Origin of the sequence: Iodobacter sp. (assembly GCF_025352645.1) — a bacterium.
Taxonomy (GTDB): domain Bacteria; phylum Pseudomonadota; class Gammaproteobacteria; order Burkholderiales; family Chitinibacteraceae; genus Iodobacter.
The window spans coordinates 1-14,438 of the sequence record NZ_JANXSO010000053.1 but is presented as its reverse complement, the minus strand read 5'-3'; the positions used below and the strand labels follow the sequence as shown (position 1 = coordinate 14,438).

The 14,438-nt window shown below is 47.8% G+C and carries 12 protein-coding genes; all 12 read right to left on the bottom strand.

The annotated features are described in order from the left end of the window. Positions 1-2: 2 nt before the first annotated feature. Complete coding sequence (locus Q0R17_RS07065) at positions 3-1,409, bottom strand: lipid II flippase MurJ (protein WP_293933369.1); 1,407 nt, start codon at positions 1,407-1,409, stop codon at positions 3-5. A gap of 38 nt (positions 1,410-1,447) precedes the next feature. After that, complete coding sequence (locus tag Q0R17_RS07060) at positions 1,448-2,269, bottom strand: acyltransferase (protein WP_293933368.1); 822 nt, start codon at positions 2,267-2,269, stop codon at positions 1,448-1,450. Next, positions 2,266-3,651, bottom strand: a complete 1,386-nt coding sequence (locus tag Q0R17_RS07055) for an O-antigen ligase (RefSeq protein WP_293933367.1) — start codon at positions 3,649-3,651, stop codon at positions 2,266-2,268. Before Q0R17_RS07055 ends, Q0R17_RS07060 begins: the two co-directional genes overlap by 4 nt. Next, positions 3,648-4,763, bottom strand: a complete 1,116-nt coding sequence (locus tag Q0R17_RS07050; protein WP_293933366.1) for a glycosyltransferase family 1 protein — start codon at positions 4,761-4,763, stop codon at positions 3,648-3,650. The genes Q0R17_RS07055 and Q0R17_RS07050 overlap by 4 nt, the downstream gene beginning before the upstream one ends. Further along, entirely contained in the window at positions 4,747-6,006 is a 1,260-nt protein-coding gene (locus tag Q0R17_RS07045) for a glycosyltransferase family 4 protein (RefSeq protein ID WP_293933364.1), read from the bottom strand. The genes Q0R17_RS07050 and Q0R17_RS07045 overlap by 17 nt, the downstream gene beginning before the upstream one ends. Beyond that, positions 6,006-7,301 (bottom strand): cellulase family glycosylhydrolase, encoded by a 1,296-nt coding sequence (locus Q0R17_RS07040; RefSeq protein ID WP_293933362.1) that lies wholly within the window; start codon positions 7,299-7,301, stop codon positions 6,006-6,008. Before Q0R17_RS07040 ends, Q0R17_RS07045 begins: the two co-directional genes overlap by 1 nt. A gap of 9 nt (positions 7,302-7,310) precedes the next feature. Next, on the bottom strand, positions 7,311-8,486 hold the full coding sequence (locus Q0R17_RS07035; protein ID WP_293933360.1) for a glycosyltransferase: 1,176 nt from the start codon (positions 8,484-8,486) through the stop codon (positions 7,311-7,313). A gap of 70 nt (positions 8,487-8,556) precedes the next feature. Next, the gene (locus Q0R17_RS07030; protein ID WP_293933359.1) at positions 8,557-10,527 is read right to left on the bottom strand and encodes an exopolysaccharide transport family protein; all 1,971 of its coding nucleotides are present in this window, start codon (positions 10,525-10,527) and stop codon (positions 8,557-8,559) included. Further along, on the bottom strand, positions 10,524-11,288 hold the full coding sequence (locus Q0R17_RS07025) for a polysaccharide biosynthesis/export family protein (protein WP_293933358.1): 765 nt from the start codon (positions 11,286-11,288) through the stop codon (positions 10,524-10,526). Before Q0R17_RS07025 ends, Q0R17_RS07030 begins: the two co-directional genes overlap by 4 nt. A gap of 6 nt (positions 11,289-11,294) precedes the next feature. Further along, entirely contained in the window at positions 11,295-12,209 is a 915-nt protein-coding gene (locus tag Q0R17_RS07020) for a glycosyltransferase family 2 protein (protein ID WP_293933357.1), read from the bottom strand. Positions 12,210-13,280: 1,071 nt separating this feature from the next. Continuing rightward, the gene (locus tag Q0R17_RS07015) at positions 13,281-14,165 is read right to left on the bottom strand and encodes a DMT family transporter (RefSeq protein WP_293933356.1); all 885 of its coding nucleotides are present in this window, start codon (positions 14,163-14,165) and stop codon (positions 13,281-13,283) included. Positions 14,166-14,338: 173 nt separating this feature from the next. Beyond that, on the bottom strand, positions 14,339-14,438 hold a 100-nt coding region (locus Q0R17_RS07010; protein ID WP_293933196.1), incomplete at its 5' end, for an integrase core domain-containing protein.

Genomic DNA, 14,438 nt, shown 5'->3' with positions numbered 1-14,438 from the left:
CTTTATAAGGCATTTAAATATTTTTTAAACCGATAAGCCCCTGTGGCAAAAAGCAGCAGAGCCGCAAATACAGCAGCACAAAGCTGCACCAGCCGCCCCTGAGCCGTCCAAGTAAAGATTAGCCCCGCTGCCGTGCACAGTAGTAAAGCGCCGCCCCCCCATTGCAGCAGCTTGCTTAATAAAGCTTGGTCAATCTTGCGGCAAAGCAGCAAGCCGGTGCTTAATACTCCCCCCATCACCGCAGCAGCAATCCCCCATATCCCAAAAAACCCTGGTAAACCAAGTAGCAGCACCGCTTGTATTGCACTGCCGCTCAGCTCACAGATTAAAGGGGTACGCGTATTGGCAGCGGCATAGTAATAACGAGCCAGCAAAGCATTCCATGCACCAAAAATAATCGATACCGCAAATAAAGCCAGTAAAGCTGGGAGCGGGCCAGAAGCTAAGCCAGCAGGTAAAAGTAAATCCACTAAAGCGGGTGCCGCAGCAATTAATCCTACAGCGGCAGGCAGTGTGAGCAGGGTGCACAGTAGCAGCCCCGTATCTAGCATCTGCCGCCGCGCAGACGCTCCCTCGCCGCTCATTTTCCCCAGCAGTACTTGATTTAAGCTCATCAGGGCAATCAGCGGGATATTGACTAATTTACGCGCTAGGTTCAGCAGAGTGACCGATCCTTCCCCCAGCAAAGAAGCCACTAGTCTTTCCAGCAGGCTCAGCCCTTGGCTGGCGGCGCTGCTGCTCAGTAACGGCCACAGCTGCTGCCACAGGGCGGCATGATCACCAGGTAGAGAGCGATACCATGGCCGCCAGCCCGTGCGCCAGGCCGAAGGCAATAAAAGCAGCGCCATCAAAAGGCTACCCAGAATAAAACACTGAGCCAGCACCACGGGGTCGGCCGTTTTTTTCGCCAGCCAAAGATACAGCACCACAGGTAAATTAAATAAGAAAGACCCCAATCCCGGCAGCACAAAGCGCCCGTCAGCCTGAGCGGGTATGGTTAAAATGGCCTGCAGCATCAAGCCGGGAATCACCCATGCAAGCCAGCGCAGCGCATCGCTAGCCAGTGAGGCGTCAGCCACAGACAATCCTGGCCCAGTCATTCTGACCAGATAAGGTGCAGCAAGGGTAATCAGCAGCGCCAGAAGCAGCCCCAGCAATAAAAACTGCTGGATTTGCCCAGCCAGCCAGCGGTTGCGTGCAGGATGGGCCTGCAAAAGAGGCAGCGCCGCCGCCGACAGCAAGCCCCCAGCTAGCATAGTGCGTAATGCCTCAGGCAAAAAAAGCGCAATCAGGTAAGCATCGGTGCGCCCGCCTGCCCCCCAATCCGCCACCAGCAGCCATTCACGGCCAAACCCCAGAACCAGCCCAGCTAGGGTAGCCAGCGTTAGTAAAAAAGTGCTGCTCAGCATGATTAGCTCAGCTCAAACAATGGGCTCAAAATAAACCTTTAATAAAGCAGGGTAAACAGGCCTTTTCCGCCCACTTTGTAATTTAAATTATGCGGACGCTCGCCCATCACTTTGGCCCCTGAGCCGCCAACAATTTTATATGGGGCAATTTCTTTACTGACCAGTGTATTAGCAGTGACCACAGCACCACGCCCTATGCGCGAGCCGTGGCCAATCAATGCTCCTGTGGCAATCCATGCATAATCATCAATATAAATCGGCGCTGAAACAGACCAGAACTCCGGCGCAGTTAAATCATGGCTGCCTGCAATAATTTTGGCATAGGAGGCCACCGCCACATGATCACCAATAATCAACCCTGCACGAGCATCAATCTGGCAGTGCCAGGCAATGCAGCTATCATCTCCCATCACTAGATTTTCGATACCCAGAATTTCGGTCGTGCGCCATACTGCCGAGCCCTTGCCAATTTTCGCCCCGCCAAGGCGCAGCCAAGCCAACCTTACGTAATGACTGGGAATTTTATTAATCAGAATGTTGTAACACTGCTCCCAGACCCGCAGCCAGCGGTCTTTAAACGTGGGCCAGTTAATACCGTAGCGGGGTACTAGCGTTGTAGGAATCTCACGGCTAAGCAGTGCATAAAAACGCCTAGCCAGAGGTGGGTCAATCCGTGTTTCGATATTAACCGAGCAGATGGATACGCGCGGGTTGGCTTCATCGCCCTCTTCAAACAACACCTCATTCGCCAGCATCCATTCATAGCTTTGTGCCAGCTCTGCCGAATCTACCGCCAGTTTTTGTGCATACTGATCCAGATGACTGCGCAGAGCCGTGGAATGATAAATACGGTGTTTCATAGCGCGATCTTCCTATTAGGCTCATGGTTCTGATTTAAGCGACGTGCAGATTGCAGATTAATGGCCATCATCAGCCAGAATAAGGCAATCAGCACCATGGTAAAGCTATAGTAGTGATCAAACAGCCCAGTCAGCAGTGCCGCCAGCACCCCCGCACCCGAGCCTACCCAAATACTTCGTTCAGCGTTCAGCTTTGAGAGTCTGTCCACCGGCCTGCACTCGCGCCACCACGCCAGCGTTACGGCAATAAACAGCAACATGCCAGGCAGCCCCAGTTTGTAAATATAGTTTAGCCACAAATTAGAAATCCCCAATAAGCCCGTAGCGGGCGGCGGCGGGTCGATTTTGAAGCCAATACCCAGCGGATAGCGGGCCATTGCATCAGGAAAGCGCCGGTATTCATCCATGCGAATCTCAGTACTGGCATTGGTCGATGAAAAAGTCGTCGCCAGCCGTTCCTGTAAAGGTGGGTAAAACAATACCAGCGCAGCCCCCAGCGCTAGCGCCAGCCCTATCACTCGCCCAGCATAAGGCGCGCGGATAGAGGTAAGCCAAAATAGAACCAGTGCCAAACTCACGATGGCACCGCGTGAGCTACTAAACAGCAGCCCTGCCGCCCCAAGTATTGCCACACTAAAGCCCAGCAAACGCCGCCAACCGCTTTGTAAAAGCGCATAGAAAAATGCCAGCGGCAGAAACAGCGCCAGCACGCCTCCGGTTAGATTAGGGTGCACCCAAGGTGATGCCATGCGGGAGAAATTAGCCGAGAAAATATCTTTCACCGCCTCAGGATGGGCGTATTTCAATTTTTCTAGAATCACAATAAAGCTATTGGCGTTGTGATCTTTTAAAAACATCCCTACCGATAACAACAGCATCGTCAGCGAGCCAAGCAGCAAAGTAACAATCAGTTGATCGCGCTGCTGCGGGCTTTTCACCAAAATAGGAAACAAAAACAGTGGTGATAAATTAATCAGCCAGCGCAGCCAATTCACAAGGCCGTTGCCTTCTGCGTTAATCATTAGCTGGCCGAAGATAAAAGGCAGCGCGCTGTACAGCATCAACAAACGTAAACGCGATTCAGTTTTACCAGGCAGCCAAGATAGCTGGCCCTGTATCATCTGCAAAAAAACCCCCAGCCATACAAGGCCAAGCAAGGCCTCTGATATAGTTACCCGCACCCCCATATTGACCGTGGTATAGGGAATAAAAGTTGCCACAAAAGCGAACATGAGTAACCCGCTAAAAGGCTGGCGAACAATTACTAAAGCCACCACTGCTGCTAGCATACTCAGCAGCATGGCTGGCACGGAAACAAAAGTCAGAATAGCAGCAAACAGCAAGGCGCAAAGTAAGGCCAGCCCGCGCGAAAACACACTCATCGCGGCATACTCAGCACACCTTGCAGCAATGCCTGCACACGCTTTGTATAAGCAGGCATGGCAAACTGATCTGCCCATGCCTGACGGGCTGCCCAGCGCATGGGCTGAGGACGTGCTGCCAGCTCCAACATCAGCTGCTGCAAACCAGCGCTATCCTGCGGAGAAAAACGAGGGCTCTCTGCTGGGCAAATCTCATCCAGAGCCGAACCATGGGCAACGGCAACCGCTGCGCCCTGAGCCAGCGCTTCAAGCACCGGCAGCCCAAACCCTTCCGCTAGTGATGGCTGCCACAGACAGCTAGTTTGTGCATACAGCGACAATAATTCAGCATCGCTGAGGCCTGATACAAAAAACATACCATCAGCATCTCGCAGCTCAGGTGGTAAATCGCTTGCACTGCCCACCATTACTAGAGCAGGCACGCTAGCATCCTGCTGCCGAGCTTGCTGCCAGCATTGCACAAACCATGGAATATTCTTACGCGGCTCTCTTGTCCCAACCACCAACCAGAATACCGCAGGTAGCGCAGGAAAAGCACACAGGGGCTCCGGTGCGGCAAGGGCAGGCACCGCATTAGGCAGCACTGAGATTTTATCTGCTGCCGCAGGAAACAAGCGTCGAGCCTGATCCGCTGTAAATACTGAAGGTGTCCAGATTGCATCTGCCAGCGCTACCGAGCTGCTGATCCCTACACGATCAATCTGCCGGTAGACCAGCGCCTTGATGCGGTTGCTGTGATGATTTGCCATCGTCAGCTGAAAAACATCGTGCAGCAGCAAAACATAGCGGGTATTTGCCGGAGCTCGCCACACCGGCAAGCCGGTATTGGCCGTAGCGATATAAATATCAAGCTCTGCTGCGGCAATGGCTGCAGGTAAAAAACGCAGCTCAAAATTTACCCGCTCCCGTGGCCGGTGCAGGCCATGCACAGGGCTGGCCGTGGCCGGACAATGCGCCAACAGACGATGGGCGTGCTCCAGCGGCGCCGCGGTAAAACGGTATAACTGCGCGTTTTCTCCAGCCAAAATAGCCTGCTCAAGTGCCAGCACTTGCCGCGCAATACCTGAATAAGGCGCAGCAGTTACCGGACGATAATCAATTCCTATCCGCATATTTTATTTTCTGATAGAGAGTTTCAAGCTGGCTGGCACTGATCTGCCAGTCATTGTTTTGACACACATAATATCGCCCTGCTTCTGCTATTGCCCTAGCAGATTCCCCCTGACGTAGTAACTGCAGCAGGGCTTGCGCTAGCTCAGCCGCCGTTGCTCCGCCTAGATAGTCGCGGCCATCCTGCAGCGCTAAACCGGATACGCCCTGAGGCGTACTTACCAGAGGCAAGCCCGCCGCCAGCGCTTCCAGCACCTTTAGCTTAGAGCCACCACCTTCTCGCAGCGCCGCCAGAAACACTGCAGATTGTTGCTGCTCAAGCGTTAAGTCAGCAACAAAACCCTGCCATTCAATGCGTGAATCTGGCCAGCGTTCACGCCAGCTGGTGGGCATAGCATAGCCACAAATAGCAAAACGCACCTCGGGCATTTGTTGCCAGACCAGAGGCAAAATCTCATCAAGGCTCCAAGCCACCGCATCTAGATTAGGTGGGTATTCAAAATTGCCCACAAACAAAACCCGCTGGCTATCTAAATCGGGATGAACACAGGCAAATGCAGCGGTATCAACCCCATTAATCACCACATCTACTTCACGTTGGCAGTGTTCAGCGAGATTTTTTGCATCCCCTGCGGTCACTGCGGCCACTTTATATGGCAGGCCTAATGCTTTTTTCTCCCAACGGCGATAACGCCACTGATCAAAGTAAATATAGGGCCGCAACCAAAATGGCAGCTGCTGGTAAGTTGCAGCGCCTATAGACGATTCAACATTGTGTTCAGTCAGTAAAAAAGACTGCTTCTTTTGCTGCAGCTGCTGGAAAAAAGGCTGCAAACCATAGCTGTGCTCTATCTGCACCACATCCCAATCTTCTGTCAGCAAATCAGCAAACACGCGCTCCAGCGCAGGAGCAAAACCATTCACACTCACCAGCAGAGGATAAGGTGAAAATACGGCAGCCAGCAGGGTTAGTGGATGCCTGATTGGCCTGCGCGGTAATACAATCAGCCTGTCTACAATCGCCTCAAGATGGGCTTTTGCACTGGCAGACAGTGGCGTTTTACTTTGCACCAGTAAAGTAATGCGGTGCCCTTTATTCGCTAATGTGCGCAGCAAATGATACTGGCGTAACTTACCGCCACTGCTGGTAGGCCAAGGTAGATAAGGCAAAGTCCAGAGAATTTTTAAGGATGGTGTTGTCGATGCCAAAAGCGCGGCGCGGGGCTGTGATTGTTCGTGCACCATTAGCGCCATTCCAGTATTTGCAGCTGATGTGTCACCGCCAGACTGCCTGACTTTAAGGCCGTTTTAGCACCACTAAGCGGCTGATACAGCGTCGCACCTTCAACCCCCGCCACGTCAATCACACCCGCCTCATCCGCCCAAAACATCCATAACTTACTACCATCAGGTTTTTTCCAGGCAATGCTGTATAGACCATTTACCGAGCCCTTATAGCTTGGCGCCTCCCCAGGAGACAAACTAGGGCCAGTAATTTTTAAAAACTGTGCCAACGCCTTATAAGCAGGCTTAGGTTTGCCCTGTAAATCCAGCAGACCATAGCTGCGATCACGCACGCCCGCACGGCTATCTAAATCAGACAGCGCAAACAAAAACACCCGATCAAAATCGGAAACACTCATCAGCACTAGCCTGCGTAACAGATAATCTGCCTGTCCAGCTTCACCGATCAGGCTTTGTTCTTCCTTAGGCCCCGCATAGCTAGACCAACCCCACTCTGTCGCCCAGATTCCTGGCACTTTCATGGCACGTAAACGCTGGTTAATTTCTTTAGAACGCAAAATAAAATCGCGCTCTTTAACATCGTCGCCCTCCGGCTCTTGGCTATAGGGGTGATAAGCAACAATCGCCCCCAGCCCAAGTGCCCCTTTTTTGCCCAGCTCTTCCAGCATCAGGCCTCGTTTAATCGGCATCTGGCTGTAATAGGCCATCCCAGCCATCACAACCGGCTTGCTTGGTGCAATCTGCTTGAGTACACGCACTGAAGACTGCAGCATCCTTCCATAATCAGCTGCATTTTCAGCTGGTCGCCAAAAGGCGGGTAAATTAGGTTCATTCCATACCTGCCAGGCATCCACCGAAGGGTAGCGCTTGGCCAACATGCCCATGCGCTTAGCAAAAACCTCATTATCTTTGGGGGGATACTGATCTTTATTGCCTGCCAATAGCGGAGCACTACTCGCAAAAGGTGCCGAGCCAACCAGATAAAAAACTGACTTTAACTGCTTATCTTTCAGGGCATCGACCACAGTATCTATGGGCTTAAAAAGATAGTCATTCTCTTTGGCCTCATGTCTGTCCCAGTGCAAATCTACCCGAGTCCACTCCAGCCCAAGATCCCGCAACCTGTCCATCTGCAAGGCAGCTTGCTGCGGGGTAAACCATAAAAAGTGCGCATTAACCCCTAAAAAATCCCGCCAAACCACAGGCCTAGGGGCGACAAGTTTTACTTCTGCCGCAGGCACCGAGTAGGCCAAAAAAAACAATAAGCAAGCAACACAGCCATTTTTAATGCGCATTTATTTTCCTTAAACTAGGCTGCTAAATAAGGCCTGAAACTGCTTGGCAGTTTCAGGCCATGCCCTCACCTTCCCTAGTTTTTGTGCATTCATACTTCTTTCAGATAAAAGATCCGGCTGATCCAGTAGGCATTGCAGCTCAGCCGCCAATGCCGCCGTATCGCCTTGAGCATAAACCGCACCATTTCCAAATGAAACCTCTTCAGAAAAAGATCGAGCATCTGAAGCAACCACGCTGCGACCACAGGCAGCTGCCCATGACAACACACCGCTGGTACCACGCATTTGCCCCAAATAAGCTAGTTTTTTAGATTCTTGGTACGGCAAAATCAGCACGTGATGAGACTGAATCAGCTCCACAATTTTTTCCTGCGGCACATCTGTCTGCCAGCGGACAAGACCATCCGGCAAGCCGGATGAGGTGATCTTATTTTTTAACTCATCCAGATAAGATGGGCCATTGGCAAAAGTCATTTCGGGTGCCGTCCCCCCTGCCAGCGTTAAAGATACAGCGGCGTAAGGGCGCTGTATCAGTAGCAGTGCCAGTGCATCAATGAGATCCTCAATCCCTTTTCCACGATAGATAAAACCAAAATACAAAATCTGCAAAGGCCCAGACGGAGGAAGAGCAGGCAGAGGCTGTGCAGCTATGGCCTGATTACCATGAGCAATCTTGCGCACCTTGCCATCCGGCAAGCGCATACGCTCAGTCAGACAACGTGCCCCGATTGCGGTTAAGGTAATCAAAGCCTGCAGCTTTGCAGCAAGGCGGCGCTCTCTCGCTAAAGTGAATGGATCACATAGTAAAACCAACAGTTGATAAACGCGGCGAGGAAGCAGCCTGCTCAGCAACAAAGGCCAGCCAGCCGGACGCCAGATCAGGCGTTCAGGATCATGCACTGTGGCACTTAAGGGTAAATCAGGATAATGCTCAGACAGCCACTCAAGCGCCATAAACTCACCGCTGCGCCCACCTCCAAGCTCGGCATGAACCAGATCAAACTTCTGCCAGTCTATACCCTGCATTTGTTGATCTATGCCACTGGCACGGGCAGCAAGCCGCTGATTTTTAAACGGGGTAATCAGTACTAGACCTTCCTGACTTAGAGCCTGTTGCAAGGCAAAAGCATAATCTGCGATGCCATTTTGTTCTGGTGGTAATGGTGCAATTAGCGCAATTCGCATAAATAACCTTATTAAGCGCTCAGCTATTGTTACAGCTTATAGAGCTATGAATACCTGAGCTCCCAGAGCTTTATCGGGAAATACGGCTAAGTAAACCCGAAGATATTTCAAAGCGCCGCCGATTAATAATCACACCATCCACTTTTTTAAACGCTGTATTTAAAATAGATAAGGTATTCTCAACCATAGGCACCGTTGACTGACGCGCCTCTATTACCATTAATATCAAATCTGCCTGCTTTAAACGAATAAATGCATCTGGATTCACTAATAGAGCAGAGGCATCAATTAAAACTACCTCTCCAGCAGTGGCCGATTCATCATCTGCAATGCGGCTTTTAATTCCACGCTCTAATAAAATACGCTGAAAATGCGTCATAATAAAACTAACACCCTCGCCTTTACGCGATGAGGTAATGCCAATATTTAGACCCTGCTGCTTTAAAATATCCAGTGGTAACTGACTATAAAGACGATAAATACTCGCCTCAAAAGACGGCACAACTTTATTACCCTCATGCTCCATAATGGTCGTCCATAAAGGCACATCAAAATGCGACTGCACTTTACCACCGTCATGAATACGCTGATCAAGTAAATAGCAAAGATAAATAACAAAGAAGCCGACGGCAATACCTGCTGGCAACGCCATAAATAGCATTAATAAGCTTTTAGGAAATACGCGCGACGGTGTAAAAGTAGCCTGCTCAATTACTGCAATATTACTAATACGATTATTGTCTAGTTCACGGTCAATTCTAGATTTCTCAAGGCTGTTTACATAAAGTAAGTAGTTTTTTTCTGCCACCGCTAAATCACGCTCTAATCTGGAAAGATCAGGGTCAACGGATAAAATACGCTGCCGCTCTTGCTTTAGCTTAAGTAGCTCTTGATCATACGCGGCAATCTGCGCCTTTAATTCAATTTGCCTAGTATCACGCTCAAGAGCAGAGCGTTTCAACATCGTTACCAGCTCATTGGGGACTAGGTTTTCTGAGCGCTGCAAATTGTCTTTTTCTTCTGTAATCTGCTCTTTCAGCATGCGAATGCTGTTATTTAACTCCAACACGGGAGGCGCCTGATCCTGATAGTTTTTTAACTTATCAATCCGCTCCAGAACCAGCCCACTTAACTTAAGCTTCATATCCTGCTGCACAGGATTCAGGCCCACTTCACGCTCTTTACTAACCTCCTGCGGCAGACCTGCAGCTCGGCGGCTGGCGCTGATAATGCCTTTTTCCAGTCCCTGCTGTTCTGCACTGCCTTCTCCACGCTGAGCAGACACTTTATTAATTCTATCTGTCAGGCTTTCAAGCCTCTCTTTGCTGCTCATTCCATCAATAAGCTTTAACTTTTCAGTGATTTGTAATTTTGTTTCCGCTACCTGCTTTGCTAAACGTTGGCTTTCAACATCATAAAATTCATACAGACTGTTATTTGCAAGCTTCTGAGCACGCTCCTCTTGGTAAATAGCAACCCACTTATTAACCACACGCTGAGCAATTAACGGGTTATCCCAAGTAAAACTAATTTCCATTACTGAGGAACCGGCCTCATGACTCACTGAAAATTGTTTTTCTAATTTGCTGGCAAGACGTTCAACAGGCGTTTGTGTTTCTGCTAGGCCTATAAAAACCACAATAAAACGCACACCTTCAATAACCTCACTCACACCCTGCTTAATATAATATTTAACTAGCTTCCAGCCATTTTTCTCAGTATTCTCGTTCATTTCACTCATATAAAACTCGGCCACTTTGCGAATAATCGGTCGGCCAGTGAGCATTTTTTCTTCATCAACAATAGGATCACGCTGCGTACTTGGCGCAACTAAAGTCTGCCGATCACTATACTCAATCGGTACCGTGCTCATAGCACGACCTGGTTTTACCAAAAGACGGGATTCAGATACATAACGGGATGGCAGAAAAAAGGCGGCCAGTACAATTAATACTGTTGTGGCGATCATCGCCCACATAAATTCTTTTTTAAATATATAAAAAAGCCGCAAAATATCGCGAAAAGACCTGATATCTATCATGGGATGGACACCGAGGTGGAGCTCTGGCTTTTATTTAAATCATAACTAAAGCCAATACCAATGCCTTTTGAAAAAGGCAACAATTGATTAAAATACATATCTACGCTCTCTACTGCATTTCCTAGCAAGGATTTGGGTACAAAAACAATATCGCCACGCTGTAATATAACACCACGCCGGTTATTATCAGCCAATAAAAACTGGCTGAAATCAGTAAAGTAAACCTGATATAAACCTTCTTCGTTCATCCTTAATAAAGCAATATGATGACTATCTGCAGAAGGCAATACGCCACCTGCACCGATAATCGCCTGCTCAATACTCGCTGCAGCGGTTAACTCATAGGCAGAGGGATTACGTACCGCTCCACCAACAAATACACGATTACCAGGCGCAATTGCGATATTGGTAGTCACTTTGGGGTAGCGATAAATAGCTGACAGCTTCTTGCTGATTTCTTCAGCAATATCTTCGGGGGTGCGGTGAGTGGCCTGAATCAGCCCCGCATAGGGATATGAGAATGTGCCATCAGGCCGTACAAAGAACAATGACATTTCATCTTTTTCAGCGGGCGTCTGTGCATCCCTCACTATCCTCAGAGTATCGCCATTCATCACTCTGGTTACCGGAGGAGGCAGTTTGCTTATGTTATTTAATTCAATCTGCTTCTGATCTAATACGCTTTGTTCAGGTAACAGCAGGCTACTTGGGGTGGAGCAGGCACTCAGCAGTAATACACAAATACAAAACCTTTTTTTCATACACTTTTATTTCCAGTAACCTGCAAACATGCCAATATGGCGCTTTAAGGAAGTCGGCAAATATTTTTCTAAATGCCCAGTACGATACCCTGCAAGTTTAAATAGCACTCTGACCATCACTTCAGCAGCCCGCCACTTCTGCCCAGACTTTGCAAGCGTCGCCAGTTCAGACAAAACAAAGCGTTTTCCTTCGCCGCTTGCCTTGCCAAAGTGCTCTGCAATCCATGATTCCTTGCCATAAAAAACACCAATATCAAAATAACGTCTGAACTCCTGCAACACCGTATAGTGATGCGAGTGATAAACCTCAGCGCTGGCTTCATAGCGAATCAGCCAGTTATTTAATAACATTTTTCCTGCCACATAGGCGTCTTCAGTACCAATAATATTTTGAGGAAAGCCACCTACAGACTCCAGAGCCACTGCACGGTAAGCCGCAAATGAATCCGAGCTGAAACAGGTTTTAATCCCTAATTCAGAAGCATCACCCAAGTACTTGGTACGGCTCTGCGCCGGATAATTAAAACAGCGTGCATGGCTTTCTAGAACACCCGCTCCCTGCCTTGGCAGCTGACGCCCATATGCCACCGCGATTGCATCATTTGCCAGTATAGCGTTCCGTAGGTTTTGTAATGCATAACGGTTAGCCGGAATTGCATCCTGCGTCATATAAATAATTACATCCGCGTTAACCTGCTGCCTTGCCCACTCCCGCGTGCCGCCATGATTAAACTGACTGGCTGCAATTGTTACCACTTTAGCTCCTGCCGCACGAAAGCGCTGAACTGTGTCATCACTGGACTGACTATCAACAACCAGCCACTCATCAGGCTGTAGTGTTTGCTCAGCTAAAGCAGCTAATAAACGGTCTAAATATGGTCCCGCATTTCGTACAGGCAGGATCAGCGCAGTGCGTGTCATTTAACTTAGCTCCATGATGGAAACGATGCAATCAGGCAATATCTGTGCGTTGTTCAATTACCGAAAAAAAATGATAATAAATAAAAATTATTTATATAAATATCGGTTTAATTATCAGCAATATCAGCGATTAAATTAGCACTACTTCAACTCAGTCAAAATCGCAGTGCAACACAGTTCTTCAGCAAATATACACAAAAAAACAATCACACCGACCACAGTGATTCACCTTATATAAAAACATAAAAACCATAAAAAACAACATGTTAATTAACTGGCAAAACCAGTATCAATTAATTATAAATACCATTTTTTTATTTAAGTAAAATTGAAAAACACACTTAATTAAATAGGATGAAAGCTAAAAACAAGACATGTGAAAATAAAATGTCATATTTAAAAGAAAAAAGCCGTTAGTCCACAGAAATCATAAAAAATCCATATGGAAGGCCCACACAAGTAGCGCCAAAGTAGCGAATATAAAATAATCTCTAATACCACTTGTAAAAATATACCAATCAAAAAAAGGGCAAAAAAAAGCGGATCAGTGGCAACTGACCCGCATAAAAAAATAAAAGAACCCCCTAAAAAGATGTAAAGAGTGTGATCTTGTTCAACAAAAAAGCCGTTCGTCCCGCGTGAGTGGGCTCTGGCTGTTGGACTTCATATATTGCAATGCAAAATACACCCCCTCCTAAGTAGCAGAAGCACAGGCACTAAAATACACATCATGCACGTCTAAGGCTTGCTTGTGCCGTGAGCTACCACTACCCGCTTTTATAATCAGCCACTCAAGAGCACTGTTGCTAAGCCCCTACCTGGCCCCCAATCTAGCCGGTTAAATAATGACTAAATGACTAGGAGCTTAAATTGCTTTACTAGCGTGGACATGAAAACACCCCAAAAAGATGGATGGGAATCCAAATTTGGGGCGCAGTTCAGTATTGGCTTAAACCAGTACTGGATGTCAAAAACGACTTAGTCCACCGAACACATAGAAATTACAAACCTATAGCGTATCTTTTCGTGTTTTCAGTGCTTTTCGTAAAGAACCTCTATGCCTAGCATTACTTATGGACGGCGCCTCGGTATTTTCTGAATCAACAAACCCAACAAAATCAATAACAGGCCCAGCATGGTAGAAGGCAAAATGGCCTCGCCTAATACCGACCAAATCAAAAATAAGGATACAAAGGGTGCTAAGAAAATAAGATTCGCTATTTTTGCCGTGCTATTTGTTAGCTTCATCGCCATTAACCACAGTACAAATGTAAAGCCCATCTCAAATGCGCCAATATATGCCGCCCCCACCAAGCCCTGCCAAGCAATAGCCCCTAACTCGCCCGTGAATGCGCACCATAATAATGACAGCGGCAAAGAAACCGCAAAATTAAGCGCTAAACCCAATACAGGCTCGCGCTGATCTTTGGTGTTAAATATCCAATAGGCGGCCCATAATAAGGTAGAAACTAAAGCCAGCAGCACTCCACCCACATTTGAAAAACTCAGCTGTAATACATCGCCTCGCGTACCAATAATGAGTACGCCAAAATAACAAAATAAGGCAGCAAAAATATCGCTTGTTTTTAAAACCTGCTTTAAAAATGGCACAGCCAATAATGCCATAGTTAATGCCCAAGTATAATTAATTGCCTGCGCTTCCTGTGCAGGTAATAATGAATAGGCTTTAAATAGTACTAAATAATAAATAAAAGGATTAATTGCCCCAAACAGTAGCGAAACACGCCAATTTTTTTGCAATGCAGGCCAAAATTCTTTCAAGCGACCTTGATACATTAGAATAGATAAAAGAGATATTAACGATGCGCTGCTTGCATAAAGCACTAATTGCGCGGGGCTTAAATAAGCTAAGCTAATCTTAAATGCCGTTGCCACAGTAGACCATGCCAGTACGGCAAGCAGGCCAAAAAAAGATGCTTTTTGCTGTTGCGTCAAGGCCTATTACTCCCATTTTAGAGTGCAAAGCTTAACAAGCATAAAGTGTCTTGACCATCAGGAAATACAGCTGGGCAAGCAGAAAGTTCATGCCATTGAAATACACTCTTCGATAAAATCATTACTTCTCTAGCGGTAATCCCCCCGTTTTTAAGCTCACTTAAAAGTAGAGGCTAGGCATGTAATGCCAGTTTTTGTTTCGGGGTGATGCCGCCCAATCCCATATGCGGACGTTCGTTATTGTAAGTCCAAAGCCATTGCGTTGCGGTTTCT

Excerpts from the sequence above, each read along its gene's own strand:
- Q0R17_RS07045 (WP_293933364.1), bottom strand. The coding sequence starts at position 6,006 with ATGGTGCACGAACAATCACAGCCCCGCGCCGCGCTTTTGGCATCGACA.
- Q0R17_RS07065 (WP_293933369.1), bottom strand. The coding sequence starts at position 1,409 with ATGCTGAGCAGCACTTTTTTACTAACGCTGGCTACCCTAGCTGGGCTG.
- Q0R17_RS07055 (WP_293933367.1), bottom strand. The coding sequence starts at position 3,651 with ATGAGTGTGTTTTCGCGCGGGCTGGCCTTACTTTGCGCCTTGCTGTTT.
- Q0R17_RS07060 (WP_293933368.1), bottom strand. The coding sequence starts at position 2,269 with ATGAAACACCGTATTTATCATTCCACGGCTCTGCGCAGTCATCTGGAT.
- Q0R17_RS07020 (WP_293933357.1), bottom strand. The coding sequence starts at position 12,209 with ATGACACGCACTGCGCTGATCCTGCCTGTACGAAATGCGGGACCATAT.
- Q0R17_RS07035 (WP_293933360.1), bottom strand. The coding sequence starts at position 8,486 with ATGCGAATTGCGCTAATTGCACCATTACCACCAGAACAAAATGGCATC.
- Q0R17_RS07050 (WP_293933366.1), bottom strand. The coding sequence starts at position 4,763 with ATGCGGATAGGAATTGATTATCGTCCGGTAACTGCTGCGCCTTATTCA.
- Q0R17_RS07040 (WP_293933362.1), bottom strand. The coding sequence starts at position 7,301 with ATGCGCATTAAAAATGGCTGTGTTGCTTGCTTATTGTTTTTTTTGGCC.
- Q0R17_RS07025 (WP_293933358.1), bottom strand. The coding sequence starts at position 11,288 with ATGAAAAAAAGGTTTTGTATTTGTGTATTACTGCTGAGTGCCTGCTCC.
- Q0R17_RS07030 (WP_293933359.1), bottom strand. The coding sequence starts at position 10,527 with ATGATAGATATCAGGTCTTTTCGCGATATTTTGCGGCTTTTTTATATA.